The sequence below is a fragment of the Falsiroseomonas sp. genome, from assembly GCF_051860665.1.
In the GTDB taxonomy this organism is placed as follows: domain Bacteria; phylum Pseudomonadota; class Alphaproteobacteria; order Acetobacterales; family Acetobacteraceae; genus Falsiroseomonas.
Genome location: NZ_JBHYDM010000033.1, coordinates 1 through 14839, shown reverse-complemented (window position 1 = coordinate 14839; position 14839 = coordinate 1). Strand labels below are relative to the sequence as shown.

General features: G+C 73.5%; 13 protein-coding genes. 7 read left to right on the top strand and 6 right to left on the bottom strand.

Annotated features, from left to right (window positions below; all coding sequences use genetic code 11):
* The first annotated feature begins 113 nt into the window (after positions 1-113).
* From ACTIF1_RS22510 to ACTIF1_RS22495, 4 genes are all read left to right on the top strand, one after another.
* Complete coding sequence (locus tag ACTIF1_RS22510) at positions 114-1244, top strand: N-acetylmuramoyl-L-alanine amidase family protein (protein ID WP_439598694.1); 1131 nt, start codon at positions 114-116, stop codon at positions 1242-1244.
* A gap of 141 nt (positions 1245-1385) precedes the next feature.
* Entirely contained in the window at positions 1386-3983 is a 2598-nt protein-coding gene (locus tag ACTIF1_RS22505; RefSeq protein ID WP_439598693.1) for a penicillin-binding protein 1A, read from the top strand.
* 91 nt (positions 3984-4074) lie between these two features.
* Positions 4075-5205 (top strand): peptide chain release factor 2, encoded by a 1131-nt coding sequence (prfB, locus tag ACTIF1_RS22500; protein ID WP_439598692.1) that lies wholly within the window; start codon positions 4075-4077, stop codon positions 5203-5205.
* Positions 5205-6077 carry a phosphotransferase family protein gene (locus tag ACTIF1_RS22495; protein WP_439598691.1) on the top strand — a complete coding sequence of 291 codons (873 nt, stop codon included), beginning with the start codon at positions 5205-5207 and terminating at the stop codon, positions 6075-6077. Before prfB ends, ACTIF1_RS22495 begins: the two co-directional genes overlap by 1 nt.
* Before the next feature lie 32 nt (positions 6078-6109).
* On the opposite strand, the gene ACTIF1_RS22490 is transcribed toward ACTIF1_RS22495, so the two are convergent.
* From ACTIF1_RS22490 to ACTIF1_RS22465, 6 genes are all read right to left on the bottom strand, one after another.
* On the bottom strand, positions 6110-7156 hold the full coding sequence (locus tag ACTIF1_RS22490; protein WP_439598690.1) for a maleylacetate reductase: 1047 nt from the start codon (positions 7154-7156) through the stop codon (positions 6110-6112).
* A 25-nt stretch (positions 7157-7181) separates the two neighbouring features.
* A complete protein-coding gene (locus tag ACTIF1_RS22485) occupies positions 7182-7883 on the bottom strand; it encodes an ATP-binding cassette domain-containing protein (protein ID WP_439598689.1) in 702 nt (233 codons plus the stop codon).
* The gene (gene devC, locus ACTIF1_RS22480) at positions 7883-9088 is read right to left on the bottom strand and encodes an ABC transporter permease DevC (protein WP_439598688.1); all 1206 of its coding nucleotides are present in this window, start codon (positions 9086-9088) and stop codon (positions 7883-7885) included. Before devC ends, ACTIF1_RS22485 begins: the two co-directional genes overlap by 1 nt.
* A complete protein-coding gene (locus ACTIF1_RS22475; RefSeq protein ID WP_439598687.1) occupies positions 9085-10122 on the bottom strand; it encodes an HlyD family efflux transporter periplasmic adaptor subunit in 1038 nt (345 codons plus the stop codon). Before ACTIF1_RS22475 ends, devC begins: the two co-directional genes overlap by 4 nt.
* On the bottom strand, positions 10119-10688 hold the full coding sequence (locus ACTIF1_RS22470; RefSeq protein ID WP_439598686.1) for a TetR/AcrR family transcriptional regulator: 570 nt from the start codon (positions 10686-10688) through the stop codon (positions 10119-10121). The genes ACTIF1_RS22475 and ACTIF1_RS22470 overlap by 4 nt, the downstream gene beginning before the upstream one ends.
* Before the next feature lie 61 nt (positions 10689-10749).
* Positions 10750-12477, bottom strand: a complete 1728-nt coding sequence (locus tag ACTIF1_RS22465; protein WP_439598685.1) for a cation:proton antiporter — start codon at positions 12475-12477, stop codon at positions 10750-10752.
* Between the two features lie 97 nt (positions 12478-12574).
* Between ACTIF1_RS22465 and ACTIF1_RS22460 the strand changes: the two genes are divergently transcribed.
* The 3 genes from ACTIF1_RS22460 (at position 12575) to ACTIF1_RS22450 (ending at position 14732) form a co-directional block, all read left to right on the top strand.
* On the top strand, positions 12575-13384 hold the full coding sequence (locus ACTIF1_RS22460; RefSeq protein WP_439598684.1) for an alpha/beta hydrolase: 810 nt from the start codon (positions 12575-12577) through the stop codon (positions 13382-13384).
* Positions 13381-14103, top strand: coding sequence for an SDR family oxidoreductase (locus ACTIF1_RS22455; RefSeq protein ID WP_439598683.1), 723 nt, complete (start codon positions 13381-13383; stop codon positions 14101-14103). The genes ACTIF1_RS22460 and ACTIF1_RS22455 overlap by 4 nt, the downstream gene beginning before the upstream one ends.
* 83 nt (positions 14104-14186) lie before the next feature.
* Positions 14187-14732 (top strand): hypothetical protein, encoded by a 546-nt coding sequence (locus tag ACTIF1_RS22450; RefSeq protein WP_439598682.1) that lies wholly within the window; start codon positions 14187-14189, stop codon positions 14730-14732.
* Positions 14733-14839: the final 107 nt, after the last annotated feature.

The following is a 14839-nucleotide window of genomic DNA, read 5'->3' as shown; positions in this document are numbered from 1 at the left end:
CGGCATCGGGGGATGGTGCCGCCTGCCGCGACGGGGGGGCCTGCGCGGCCTGCCATGCGGCGGCCAGCGGCCGATCGGTTGGCGCCGCCCGAACCATGAGGGGATCCCAGCCCATGCTCGGACGCCGTGCCTTGGCGAGCCTTCTGCTCGGCCTGGCGGCTTTGCCCAGGCCGCGCGAAGCCCTGGCCGCCGTCACCGGCGCGACGCTGGAGGCCACGGGCCCCGGCGCGCGCCTCACCCTGCGGCTGCCCGCCGGCGCCCGCTGGCGGCTGCGCGCCGCGCGCAGCCCGAACCGCCTGCTGCTGGAAGTGCCTGGCCAGCCCTGGCGCGCCGCCACCCGGCTGCGCGGCGCCGGCCCCGTGCGCGCCGCCCGCATGGAAGGCGGGCGGCTGCGGCTGGATCTCTCCGGCCCCGTCGCCCTGCGCCGGGCGGAGGCCAGCGGTGGCCAGCTGGTGATCGAGGTGGAGCCCGGCGCGGCCGCGCCCTTCGCCCGGCTGGCCGGCGGCAGCGGCACCATGGCGGAGGGCGGCGGCGCACCCGGCCGCAGCGCCAGCCTGCCGCTGGTGGTGCTCGACCCCGGCCATGGCGGGCGCGACCCCGGCGCCATCGGCGCCAGCGGCACGCAGGAAAAGCGCGTGGTGCTGGCCGCCGCGCTGCAATTGCAAAGGGTGCTGGAAGCCGGCGGCCATTGCCGGGTGGCGCTGACCCGCAGCAACGACCGCTTCGTGGCGCTCGGCGACCGGGTGGAATTCGCCCGCCGCCGCCAGGCCGCGCTCTTCGTCTCCCTGCATGCGGACAGCGCCCCGGGGGCGCGCGGCGCGAGTGTCTATACGCTGGGTGAAAGCTCCGACTCCCTCGCCGGCGCCCTGGCGCGGCGGGAGAACCTGGCGGACCGCGCCGGCGGCCTGCGCCTGCCCTCGGTCTCGCCCGAGGTGCAGGCCATCCTGATGTCCCTGATCCGCGCCGAGACCCGCATCGGCAGCGCCCGCATGGCGCAGCAGGTGGTGGCGGAGCTGGGCGAGGATGTGCCGATGCTGAACAATGCCCATCGCCAGGCCGGCTTCGTGGTGCTGAAGGCGCCCGACGTGCCGGCAGTGCTGGTCGAGATGGGCTTCCTGTCCGACCCGCGGGACGAGGCGGCGCTGCGCCGCGCCGACCACCGCGCCAAGCTGGCCCGCGCCATGGGCCGGGCGATCCATGGCTGGCTGGCGCAGGGGCGGGACGTGGCGACGGCCTTCGGCTGACCGCCAGCCGGCGCGGGGGCGCCAGGCGCCCTGGCAGCGCCCTGCCCGGCACCCAAGATGCGGGACACGTCTGCGCGGGCGCAGGGCTGCCTCATGCGGCCGGCATATGCCCCCTGCGGCCGGACAGTGTATGGGAAGCCCATGGACACCCACGACCTCCGCGCTGATGGCCCGATGGTGGGCAGCCGCCCGGCAGCGCCCGAAGGCGCGAGCCCCGATGCCGGCGGCCAGCCGCCCCGCCCGCCCAAGGCCGCCCGCCCGCCGCGGCAGCCCCGCCGGCGCCGCTGGCTCTTCGGCACCATGGGCCTGCTGGCCAGGACCGTGCTCATCCTGGTGGTGGCCGTCGGGGTGACCGGCGCGGTCGCCGCCTTCGCGCTGTATCGCTCCGCCTCGGCGGAGCTGCCGGATTATCGCTGGCTGGCCGACTACCAGGCCCCGCAGATGAGCCGGATCTATGCTGGCGACAGCCGGCTGATGGCGGAGCTCGCCCAGGAACGCCGGGTCTTCGTGCCGATCGAGGCGATTCCACTCCGCGTGCAGCAGGCCTTCATCGCCGCCGAGGACCAGCGCTTCTGGACCCATTACGGCATCGACCCCATGGGCATCGCCCGCACCATGGTGACGAACCTGGAGCAGCTTGGCTCCGGCCGGCGCATGGCGGGTGCCTCCACCATCACCCAGCAGGTCGCCAAGAACATGCTGGTCGGCAACGACCGCACTTTGATGCGCAAGGTCCGCGAAGCCATCCTCGCGCTGCGCATCGAGCAGGCGATGCCGAAGTCGCGCATCCTCGAGATCTATCTGAACGAGATCTTCCTGGGCCAGCAGGCCTATGGCGTGGCCGCCGCGGCGCAGAACTACTTCAACAAGTCGCTGGATGAGCTGACGGTGTCGGAGGCGGCTTTCCTCGCCGCCCTGCCCAAGGCGCCGAACAACTACAACCCCTCCCGCTTCCCCGAGGCTGCGCGCGGCCGGCGGGACTGGGTGATCGGCCGCATGGCCGAGGACGGCGCCATCACGGTGGCCGAGGCCACCCGGGCCCAGGCCGAGCCGCTGATCCCCCGCCCGCAGCGTCGCCCGGACGTGGTGCCGGTCGGCCAGTATTTCACGGAGGAAGTGCGGCGCGAGCTGGTGGCCCGCTTCGGCGCCGACCAGACCACGATGGGCGGGCTGGTGGTGCGCACCTCGCTGGATCCGGTGCTGCAGGGCGAGGCCGAGGCGGCGCTGCGCAACGGGCTGCTGGCCTATGACCGCCGCCGCGGCGGCTGGCGCGGCCCGGTGGCGCGGATTTCCGCCAATCCCACGGAATGGCTCCCCGCGCTGCAGGCCCAGGCCCGCCCGCCCGGCGCGCTGCCGGAATGGCGCCTGGCCGTGGCACTGGAGGTGCGGGACCGGGAGGCGCGGATGGCCTGGCTGGAGCGCCCAGATGGCCGCACCGCGCCGCAGCCGCGCACCGGCACGCTGAATTTCGCCGATGTCTCCGGCTGGGCCCGCCCGGTGCGGGATGGCCGCGTCGGCGGCGCGCCGCGGCGCATGCAGGACGTGCTGGCCCCCGGCGACGTGGTGCTGGTGGAAACCCTGCCCGCCACCGCGGCCCAGGGCCGCACCCCCGCCCAGCCGGAACGCCTCGCCCTGCGGCAGATGCCGGAGGTGGAGGGCGCCGTGGTGGCGATGGACCCGAATACCGGCCGCGTGCTCGCCATGGTCGGCGGCTGGTCCTTCGAGCGGTCCTGGTTCAACCGCGCCAGCCAGGCCCTGCGCCAGCCCGGCTCCTCCTTCAAGCCCTATGTCTACCTGGCGGGGCTGGAGGCCGGCATCCCGCCGAACCAGCTGCTGCTGGACGGGCCGGTGGAGATCATGACGCCGCAGGGCCTGTGGCGCCCGGGCAATTACGGCGGCGGTGCCCCGCAGGGCTGGGTGACGATGCGCAGCGCGCTGGAGCGCAGCCTGAACCTGGTGACGGTGCGCCTCGCCCAGCAGGTCGGCATGCCGGCGGTGGCGGAGGTGGCGGCGCGCTTCGGCGTGATCCCGAACATGCCCCGCGTGCTGGCCATGTCGCTCGGCGCCGGGGAGACGACGGTGCTGCGCCAGGCAGCCGGCTATGCCAGCTTCGTGAATGGCGGCCGCCAGGTGACGCCGACGCTGATCGACAGCGTGCAGGACCGCCAGGGAAGGCTTGTCTGGCGCACCGATGCGCGCGAATGCACCGCCTGCGACAGCGACCCGACCGGCCGCCCCCCGGCGCTGACCGAGACGCGCCGGCAGGTGACGGACCCGGTCTCCGCCTTCCAGATGACCAGCATGCTGCAGGGCGTGGTGCAGCGCGGCACCGGCACCCGGGCCGGCGCCGGGCTGAACCGCCCGGTGGCGGGCAAGACCGGCACGACGGACGACTACAAGGACAACTGGTTCGTCGGCTTCACGCCGGACCTGGTGGTGGCCGTCTGGGTCGGCTTCGACGAGCCGCGCAGCCTGGGCCCGAACGAGACCGGCGGCAGCAATGCCGCGCCGATTTTCCGCGACGTGGTGGCGGCCGCGCTGGGCGACAGCCCGGCCCTGCCCTTCCGCGCCCCCCCGGGCGTGGCGCTGGTCCGCCTGCAGCTGCCGAACGGCCAGACCATCCTGGAGGCCTTCAAGCCCGGCACGGAAAACAGCGCCCGCCCGCCGGTCGATCCGCTGGCGACGGAGCCCGGCACGGCGGCGGCCAGCGTCGACAGCAACCTGGGCGGGCTTTACTGACCGCCCCCGGCCGCCGGCTTCGGGACCGGCGGCCGGCCGGCCTGCGCCTGCTGTCTCGACAGCCGCCCGGCCCGGCACTAGGTAGGCCGCCATGCGCGCCGATGCCGAGAACCTGAAGACCCAGATCGCCGAGGGCCTCGCCCTGCTGCGCGCCCATCTCAACTGGGATGAGGCGCTGCGGCGGCTGGAGGAGCTGAATGCCCGGTCCGAGGACCCGGACCTCTGGAACAAGGCGGAGGCCGCCCAGGCCCTGATGCGCGAGCGCAACCGCCTGGCCGCGCAGATCGAGGGTGTGCAGGCGCTGGAGCGCAATGTCGCCGATGCGCTGGAGATGATCGAGCTGGCCGAGGCGGAGGGCGATGTCGCCGTCGCTGATGCTGCCGTCGCCGACCTCAAGACCTACGCCGCCGAGGTGAAGCACCGCGAGACGGAGAGCCTGCTCTCCGGCGAGGCCGACCAGAACGACGCCTATCTGGAAGTGAATGCCGGCGCCGGCGGCACGGAGGCCCAGGACTGGGCCGAGATGCTTTTGCGCATGTACACGCGCTGGGCCGAGAAGCGCGGCTACAAGCTGAGCCTGACCGAACAATCCGAGGGCGAGCAGGCCGGCATCAAGTCCGCCACCATCCAGGTGACCGGCGACAATGCCTATGGCTGGCTGAAGACCGAGACCGGCGTGCACCGCCTGGTCCGCATCAGCCCCTTCGACGCCGCCGCGCGCCGGCAGACCAGTTTTGCGAGCGTCTATGTCTATCCGGTGATCGACGACCGGATCGAGATCGAGATCAACCCGGCCGACCTGAAGACCGACACGTTTCGCGCTTCGGGCGCCGGTGGGCAGCATGTGAACAAGACGGAATCGGGCGTGCGCTTCACGCATATCCCGACCGGCGTGGTCGCGGCCTCCACCCAGGACCGCAGCCAGCACAAGAACCGCGCCATCGCCATGGAGATGCTGAAGGCCCGGCTCTACGAGCTGGAGCTGCGCAAGCGCGAGGCGATCAGCGACGCGGTGGAGGCCGGCAAGACCGATATCGGCTGGGGCCACCAGATCCGCAGCTATGTTCTGCAGCCCTACCAGATGGTGAAGGACCTGCGCACCGGCGTGGAAAAGGGCAACCCCGCCGCCGTGCTGGATGGCGAGATCGACGACTTCATGGCCGCGGCCCTGGCGCAGCGCGTCGGCACCACGCGGTCCGAGGCCAGCGCCAAGGCGGATTGATGGCCGAGGCGGGCCTGACGGCGCTGCGCGCCGCCATCCTCGCCGCCTTCCCGGACCTCGCCGACGCCCGCTTCACCCTGCTGACCGATGGCTGGGAAAGCCAGGCCGTCGATGTCGACGACCGGCTGATCTTCCGCTTTCCGCGCTTCGAACGCGGCGTCGCCGCGCTGCAGCGCGAAGCGCGGCTGCTGGCGGTGATCGGCCCCGCGCTGCCGGTCGCAGTCCCCCGCACCCGCTTCCATCCCGGCCCGCCCTGCTTCGCCTGGCACGCCAAGCTGCCGGGCACCAGCCTGCTGGCGGCCGGCTATGCGCGTCTGCCCGAGGCCGCGCGACAGCGCCTGGCGGAGGATCTCGCCGGCTTCCAGGCCGCGCTGCATCGCCTGGATCCCGCGCTGCTTCGCCAGGCCGGTGTCGGGCCGCTGTGGGAATGGCCGGCGCCGGGGGCGATCCTGCAGCAGGCCCTGCCGCGGCTGCCAGCCGGGCTGCGCAGGGCGGCCACGCGCCTCGCCGGGGATTGCGCGGCCCTGCCGCCGGACCCGGGCGGCCTGGTCTTCGGCCATTTCGACACGCATGGCTGGAACCTGGCCTTCGATCACGCGGCAGGCCGGCTGCATGGCGTCTTCGACTTCGGCACCAGCGGCTTCGGCCCCCTGCACCGCGACTTCCTGGCGCCGAGCTTCATCGCGCCCGACCTGACCCGCCGCATGATGGCGCAGTACGAGGCGCTGACCGGGCTTCGCCTGGACCGCGACCGCATCGCGCTGCTGACCGGGCTGCAGCGGCTGATGGAATTCGGTGAGGCGACGGAGGCCCAGATCGCCGAATTCGGCCTGCTGCAGAACCTGCAGGACTGGATTCCCCACCTGCCGTAGCCCCCGCAAGCCTCGCCCCGAGGCCGGGCGCGCTACGCGCCCGCGAAGGCGGCGCCGAGCAGCGCGCGGATCGCGTCCCGCGTCACCGGGCGCGGATTGGGATAGGGGCTGGCGGTCGCGATTTCCGCCGCGCGGTCCAGATCCGCCTCCCGCAGGCCAAGCTCCGCCAGGCTCCGGGGCGCGCCGATGCGGCGCGCGAGGTCGAACAGCCCCGCCACCGGGTCCGCCACCCCCAGCGCCCGCGCCACCCGCGCCATCGCCCCCGGCGCCGCGGGCGCGTTGAAGGCCATGGCATGGGGCAGCACCACCGCATGGGTCTCCGCATGCGGCAGGCCGAAGCTGCCGCCGAGCACGTGGCACAGCTTGTGGTGCAGCGAGACATTGACGGCGCCGAGGCAGACCCCGGCCAGCCAGGCGCCCTGCAAGGCCTCGGCCCGCGCCGCCCCGTCGCGCGGCGTGGCAACCACCACCGGCAAGGCGGCAGCCAGGGCGCGGATCGATTCCTCGGCCTGGAGACTGGTGACGGGATTGGCGTCGGGCGCGTAGAGCGCCTCCACCGCATGCGCCATGGCGTTCAGCCCGCTGGTGGCGCTGAGCGCCGCCGGCAGGCCGAGGGTGAGGTCGACGTCGTAGATCACCACCTCCGGCAGCGCCTCCGCCGAGCGGATGGTCAGCTTCCGCCCGGCCTCGGTCTGGCCGAGGATCGGCGTCATCTCGGACCCCGCATAGGTGGTCGGCACGGCGATCTGCGGCAGGCCGGTGCGGAGCGCGAGCGCCTTGCCGAGGCCGATGGCGCTGCCGCCGCCCACCGCCACCAGCCCGTCGCCCTGCAGCCGCCGCAGCGTCGCCAGCGCCTGCTCCGTCACCTCGACCGGCGTGTGCATCGCCGCCAGCGGAATGCAGCCGGCGCCACGCGGGCCGAGCTGGGCGGCCAGGGCTTCGCCGCGCGCTTGCTGGGATGGCGTGACCAGCAGCACGGCGCGCCGGATGCCGAGCCGCTCCACCTCCGCCCCCAGCTCGGCCAGCCGCCCGGCGCCGAAGACGACGCGCATCGGTGCGGCGGTATAGGTGAAGCGCATGGCGGGTCCTTCCTGCGGCGCGATCTCAGACGGCGGCATTGGCCTGGCTGCTCGCGCCGACGATCCGTCCGTCCTCCATCGCCACTACGCGGTCCGCGATGTCCAGGATGCGCGGGTCGTGCGTCACCAGCAGGATCGGCACGCCGCGGGATTTCGCCAGGTTGCGCAGCAGCGTCACCACCTCCTGGCCGCTGGCCTTGTCCAGCGCCGCGGTGGGCTCGTCCGCCAGCACCAGGCCGGGCTCGGCGGCCAGCGCGCGGGCCACGGAAACGCGCTGCCGCTGCCCGCCGGAAAGCTGCGCCGGCACCTTGTCCAGGTGCTCCGCCAGCCCGACCTGCGTCAGAAGCTCCGCCGCGCGGTCCAGGCGCTCGCGCTCCGACAGGCGCGCATCCATCTCCAGCGCCATGGCCACGTTCTGCCGCGCGGTGAGAAAGCCCAGCAGGTTGTGGCTCTGGAAGATGAAGCCGATGCTGCGGCGCAGGCGCACACGGGCGGCCTCATTGGCGCCGCGCAGCTCCTGCCCCAGCACACGGGCGCTGCCCTCCTGCATCGCGCGCAGCGCGCCGATCAGGGTCAGCAGCGTGGTCTTGCCGCTGCCGGAGGGGCCGGTCAGCAGCACGATCTCGCCCGGCGCAACCGTCAGGTCCACATCGCGCAGCACCGCCTTGCGCAGCTCGCCCTCCCCATAGGCGAAGGTGATGCCGCGCAGATCCACCGGCCTGTCCATCAGAACATATCCGCCGGATTGGCATCGCGCAGCTTGCGCATCGCCAGCAGCCCGGCGACCGCGCACATGGTGAAGATCATCACGAACACCGTGGCGGCGCGTGCAAGGTCCATGGCCAGCGGCAGGAAGGTGGCGCCGCCCACCACGTCGTACAGCAAGGCGGAGACGATGAAGCCCGGGATGAAGCCCGCCACCGCGAGGATCAGCGCCGCCCCCAGCACCACCTGGCCGAGATAGGCATTGGAATAGCCCATGGCCTTCAGCGTCGCGTATTCCTTCAGGTGGCCGGCGATGTCGCTGAACAGGATCTGGTAGACGATGACCATGCCGACGACCAATCCCATCAGGCTGCCGAAGGAGAAGATGAAGCCGATCGGCGTCGCCTCCTCCCAATAGGCGCGCTCATGCGCATTCAGCTGGGCCTGGGTCAGCACCATCACATCGGGCGGCAGCACCTGGATCAGCCGCTGCTGCACCGCCGCCACGTCGCTGCCGGGGCGCAGGCGGATCGCGACCAGGTCGATGGAGGAGACCAGCCTTTCCTTCACCACGCGCCGGAAATTCACGTCCGACAGCACGATATTCCCGTCGGCGCCGAAGGAGGGACCGATCTCGATCAGCCCCACCACCTGCATGTCCCGGTTGCCGACCTGCACGTCGAAGGGACCGCGTTCCGCCAGCAGCCGCGCCACCGCGCCGAATTCGGGGCGGGATCGGGTGTCGAAGGCGATAGTATCGGCGCGCTTCAGCTGGTCGAGGATCGGCGCCAACCCGGGAAAATCCAGCACGCCCGCATCGGTATCCACGCCGATCAGCTGGATGGCGCGGCGCGAGCCATCCTCCGGATTCCGCCAGGTGGCCTGGGCCAGGTAGATCGGCACGGTGCGCTCCACCTCCGGCAGCGCCAGCGCCTGGTAGGCGCGCACGCGCGGCATGGGTTCGGGCCGGAAGCTCGCGGTGGTCAGCGGATGCATCAGGAACAGGTCGCCCCGCATGGCGCCAATCAGCGCCGTCGCGCTGTCGAACAGCGCGGCCCGGAAGCCCAGCTGCATGAAGACCAGCACGCAGGCGAACATGACGCCGGCGATGGCGGAAGCCAGCCGCGCCTTCTCCGACCACAATTGCCGCCAGGCGAGGCGCAGCGCCAGCAGCGCGGCTGCCGGCGCGGCCGGGGCGCGACGTTCCACGGTGGCGGCGCCGCTCATGGCCGGATCGCCACCTGCACCTGCATATTGGACCGCCGCGCCAGCGCCGCGACACCGGCCGCATCCAGGGTCAGCCGCACCTCCACGGTGCGGGCATCCACGGCGGCGACGGGGTCGGTGCCGGCCTGGGTGGTGCGGCGCACCAGCCAGCCGATCTCGCGCAGCGTGGCGGCGTAGCGGTGCGGCTCGCCGGGCACGATCACCTCCGCCGTCGCGCCGGGACGCAGCCGGGGAAGGTCGGTCTCGAAGACCTCCGCCACCACGTCCATGGCGGTCAGGTCGGCCATCTCCAGCACGCCGTCGCTGCCCACCGCCTCCCCCGCCCGGGCCAGCACGCGCAGCACCGTGCCATCGATCGGGGCGCGCAGCCGGGCCAGCGCGGCCTCGGCGCGGGCACGGGTCACGGCGGCCTCGGCGGCGGCGAGCTCGGCCTCGGCCAGGGCCAGGTCCTCCGCGCGCGGGCTCAGCAGCGTCTCCAGCGCGGCCTCGGCCTCGGCGCGTTCGGCGCGGGCGCGGTTGGCGGCGAAGCGGTTGCGCTCGGCCACCGCCTCGGCGCCGGCGCCGCTGCGCTCCAGCCGCTCGGCGCGCTCCGCCTCACGCCGCGCGCTGGCCTCGGCATTGCCCAGCGCATCGACGCGGGCGCGCTGGGCGGCGACCTCGCTGGGGCGGCCGGCGGCGCGGGTGCGGTCGAGGCGCGCGCGCGCCTGGGCCAGCTGTGCCTCCGCCTGGGCCAGGGCGGCATCCTTCAGTGTCGCGTCGTTGAACTCGGCCACCACCTGGCCGGCCTGCACCACCGCGCCCTCAGCCACCAGCATCCGGGCGATGCGCGTGCCCTCCTGCCCATTGCCCGGGGCGAGGCGGCGGATGCGGGAGGCCGGTTCCACCCGGCCCAGGGCGCCGACCCCGGCCGGCGCGGCGGGCGCCACCGCCGCAGGCGTCGCGGCCGGTGGGGCGCCGCCGCCGAGCGCGACATAGGCGCCACCCCCCGACAAGAGCAGGACCGCCAGGCCGATCAGCTTGCCGCGCAAGGTCATGCCACCCTCTCCACAAGGCGCGTGAGCACGCCGCGCACCTCCGCCAGCTCCACCGGCGTCATCCGATACAGGCCGAAGACATGGGACATGAACAACCCATCGGTCGCGCACATGATGGCCTGGGCGACGCCCGGCGGAAGGCCGTCCGCGGCCATGGCGACACGCATGGCGGCGATCAGCTCCCGCACCGGGTCGAGCAGCGCCGGGTCGTGGTGGAAGGCGGCGAGGAAGACGGCGGCGGCGCGGTCGTGCATGTCGCGGCCCGGCATCTGGTCGCTGAAGGCCCAGCCCAGCATGGCGCGCGCGACCCGGCCCGGCCCTTCCGGCTCCCGTTCCATGGCCCGGTCGAAATCCGCCGACATGGCCTGCGCCAGGCGGGTCAGCAGGCCGTTCAGCAGGGCTTCCTTGCTGGCGAAATGATAGAGCAGGCCGCCCTTCGAGACGCCGGCCGCCCGCGCCGCGGACTCGAGCGTCAGGGCCGGCACGCCGCGTGCCTGCACGATGGCCTCGGCGGCATCGAGGATCCGGCTGCGGGCATCGCCTGTCACGGGGGCTGCGTCGGTCATGCGCAGTAGCTATACCGTCCGGACGGTTCGTCAACCGTCCAGGCGGTGCAGCCACAAAACGTCACCCGACGGCATCCGGCATCCGGCGGCGGCGCAGCACATCGACGGTGGCCTGCGCCGTACTGGCCGCGATGCCCAGCCGCTGCATGGCGAAATCGGCCATGCCGAGGGCGATCTCGCGCTCGCCCATCATCACCAGCCCGACCTCGGCCTCGGCCTCCAGCCAGCTGGTCTCGGTCTCCGAATGGCTGCGCACCACGGTCTGGATGGCGGGATTGGCCTGGCGTGCCAGGCGCAGCACCTCCCGCGCCTCCAGCGCGCCGGGCAGGGCCAGGATCAGGATCCGGGCGCGCTCGGGATGGGCGGCGGCCAGCACCTCCGGCCGCGTCGCATCGCCCCAGATGGCGGGAATGCCCTCTGCCGTCAGGCGCTCGGCGGCGGCGCGATCCTCCTCCATCACGATCAGGGGCAGGTGGTGGCGGCGCAGCGCGCCGATGATGGTGGCGCCGACACGGCCGGCGCCGACGACGATGGCGTGGTTCTCCAGCAGCGGCCAGGGCACCGGCGGCGGCGCCTGGCGCGTGGCCGCGCCGCCGGGGCGACGGGCGGCGCGCGCCGCAATCCGCCGTTCCAGCGCCGGGGCCACCGCCTCCGCCGCCTTCAGCAGCAGCGGGGTGGCGATGATGCTGCCGATGGCAGCCATCAGCACCGGGCCGCGCACCCCCTCCGGCAGCAGGCCCTGGCGGATCGAAACCTCGGTCAGCAGGAAGGAGAATTCGCCGATCTGCGACAGGCCGGCGGCCACCAGCAGCGCGGTGCGCGCCGGCACGCCGAACAGCAGCAGCAGCGCCAGCACGCTGCCGCCGATCGCCAGGATGACGGAGAGCGTGGCCGCCAGCGCCGCCAGCGGCGTGCCGCCGACCTGCCCCAGATCCAGCAGCAGGCCCACCGAGACGAAGAAGATGGCGGAGAAGATGCGCGTCAGCGGTGTCGCCTCCGCCGCCGCCTGGTGGCCCAGGTCGCTCTCCCCCAGCAGGACGCCGGCGAAGAAGGCCCCCAGCGCGAAGGAGACGCCAAACAGGGAGGAGGCGATCGCGGCAACCCCGAGCGCCGCGGCCAGCACCGCCAGGGTGAACAATTCGCGCGACCCGCCGCGCGCCACGCGCGTCAGCGCCCAGGGCAGTGCGCGGCGGCCGACCACCACCATCAGCAGCACGAAGGCAGCCAGGGAGAGCGCCGCCTGGCCGAGACCCCAGAGCATGGAAGCGGCCCCGCCCCCCGCCCCGCCGGCCACGGCCGGCAGCAGCACCAGGGCGAAGACCACGACCAGGTCCTGCATCACCAGCCAGCCCAGCGCCAGCCGCCCCGCCGCGCCGCCCAGCTTGCCGCGCTCCTCCAGCGACTTGGTGGCCACGGCGGTGGAGGAGATGGCCAGCGCCAGGCCGAAGGCGAAGGACATGCCCGGCGCCAGGCCGAGCAGCGCCTGCCCCACCAGGGCGCCTGCCAGCCCGGCCACCGCGATCTGCGCCACCGCCCCCGGCACCGCCACCCGCCAGACCGCCAGCAGGTCCGCCGCCCGGAAATGCAGGCCGATGCTGAACAGCAGCAGCGCCACGCCGATCTCGGCCATGGCGCTGACCATGCCGCGCTCCGCCACCGCGCCGGGCAGATAGGGGCCGATCAGGATGCCCGCGGCGATATAGCCGATCAGCGCCGGCAGCCGCAGCATCCGCGCCAGGGACCCCATGACGAAGGCAAGCAGGATGCAGGCGACGATCGTCGCCAGCATGGGATCTGGTCCGTGCGGCATGGCAACATCTATAGCGGCGGCCCGCGGGCCTTGGAACAGTTGTCGCCACGCCCGCGGCTTGCCACCATGGCAGGCGATGCGCGCGCCCGACCCCACCGAGATGCATTTCGCCCGCGGCCGCATGCTGGCCTGGGACCCGCCCGCCGCCCCGCCCGATGCGCCGGCCCTGCTGCTGCTGCACGGCGCGGCCTGCGGCAGCTGGGTCTGGGCCGAGGGATTCGGCGCGCGGCTGGCGGCGGCGGGCCACGCCGTCTTCGCCCCCGGCTTCAACCGCGGCACGCCCGACCGCCCCGCCGGACTGGCCGATTATGCCGCCGATGCCCGGGCCGCGATGGCGGCGCTGCAACGCCGCGTGGTGCTGCTGGGCCATTCGCTGGGCGGGCTGGTGGCGCAGCGGCTGCTGGATGCGCCGGAAGTCGCGGGCCTCGCCCTGCTCGCCTCGGCGCCGCCGGAGGGCCTGGCCTGGGCGAATTGGCGTCTTGCCATGGCCGATCCGCCGCTTTGGCGCGCCGTGGCGCGGATGACGGAGCCGGGCGGCACCGCGGCGGAGGCCACGCTGCTGCGCCGCGCCCTCTTCGGCCCCGGCATGGCGGAGGCGGTGGCGCTGCACCACCTGGCGCGGATGGGCGCGGAAAGCCGCCTGGCGCTGCTGGAGGCCCAGGCGCCGCAGCCGGTGCCGCCGGCCTGGGGCCTCGGCCGGCCCATGGTGGTCTTCGGCGGAAGGCGGGACCCTCTGGTGCCGCCCGATGCCGTGGTGCGCACCGCCGCCTGGCACGCCGCGCCCTTCGCGCTGCTGGACGGCATGGGCCATGCGATGATGCTCGACCTGGGCTGGGAAGCCCTGGCGGATCGCCTGGCGGGATGGCTGGAGGAAACCTTCAGGTGAATGACACGGTACTGGTGACCGGCGGTTCGGGCGGCATCGGCCGGGCCATCGCGCAGCGCGCGGCGGCGGCCGGCTGGCGCGTGGTGAACCTCGACCTGCGCGCGCCGGCAACGCCGCTGCCCACCGAGGATTTTTTCGCCTGCGACTTTGCTGACCTGGCCCAGGCGCGCGACGTCCTGGCCCGGGTCGCGGCGCGACACGCGCCGACGCGGCTGGTGAACAATGTCGGCGTGGTGAAGCCGGCCGCGCTGGAGGAAACCTCGGTCGAGGACCTCGCCACCGTCATGGATGTGAACCTGCGCAGCGCGGTGCTGGCGGCGCAGGCGCTGCTGCCGGCAATGCGCGCCGCGGGCTTCGGGCGCATCGTCAACATCGCCTCCCGCGCCGCACTGGGGAAGGAATTGCGCAGCGCCTATGGCGCCTCCAAGGCCGGGCTGATCGGGCTGGCGCGGACCTGGGCGCTGGAGTTGGCCGCCGATGGCATCACGGTGAATGCCATCGGGCCCGGGCCGATCGCGACCGAGTTGTTCCAGCGCGCCAATCCGGACAACAGCCCGCGCACCCGCGCGATCATCGAGGGGGTGCCGGTGAAGCGGCTTGGCACGCCGGAGGATGTGGCGAATGCGGTGGATTTCTTCCTCGATGCGCGCAGCGGCTTCGTGACCGGCCAGGTGCTCTATGTCTGCGGTGGGCTGACGGTGGGCCTCGCCCCGGTCTGAGGCTGCGCTTCACGTTCCGTGGCGCCACGCAACGCCAGCGGCGCTGTGGCGATCTCTGCCTTGTGGCAGGACGGGACAGGACGATGCGGACGGCGACGATGGTGGCGGCGCTTTGCGCGCTGGCAGGCGTGGCGATGGCCAAGGCGGTGCCCGAGCCGGGTGCGGGCCTCTCCGTGGTGGCTCCGCCGGGCTACGAGGCCAGCCCCCTGCCCCCTCGCCCGCCCTACGCCACCATCTTCAGCGTGCGACGACCATCGGACGAGGATACCGGCTGCCGGGTGAGCTTCGCCGAGGACCCGGTGACCGCCAGCCTGAGCCAGGCGCAGCTGAACGAGACGATCCAGAGCCCCCTTTGGCGCGAGACGGCGATCCGCGCGATGTCGCCGATCTACGACATCCAGCATCATGAGAGCTACCGGCAGGGCGAGCTGGTGGGATTGCTGCTGGAGGGCATGATCCGCCCGCGTGACGGCCTGCCTGCAAGGGCGCAGGAGATCCGCACCCTCTTCGTCATCGTCCAGACACCGCGCGGCCGCACCACCACGGTCTGTGTCGGCGAAGTGGCGGATTTCGCCGCACGGCGGCCGGAGTTCCTGGCCGTAGCGCAGGGGGCGGTGCCGCCGCGGTGAAGGGACGGGCGCCGCATTCGGCGCCCGCCGTGTCGGATCAGAGCACGAAGTCGCTGGCGCTCAGCGTCTTCAGCCCGGTGAGCTCGATCGCCATGTCGCGGACATTG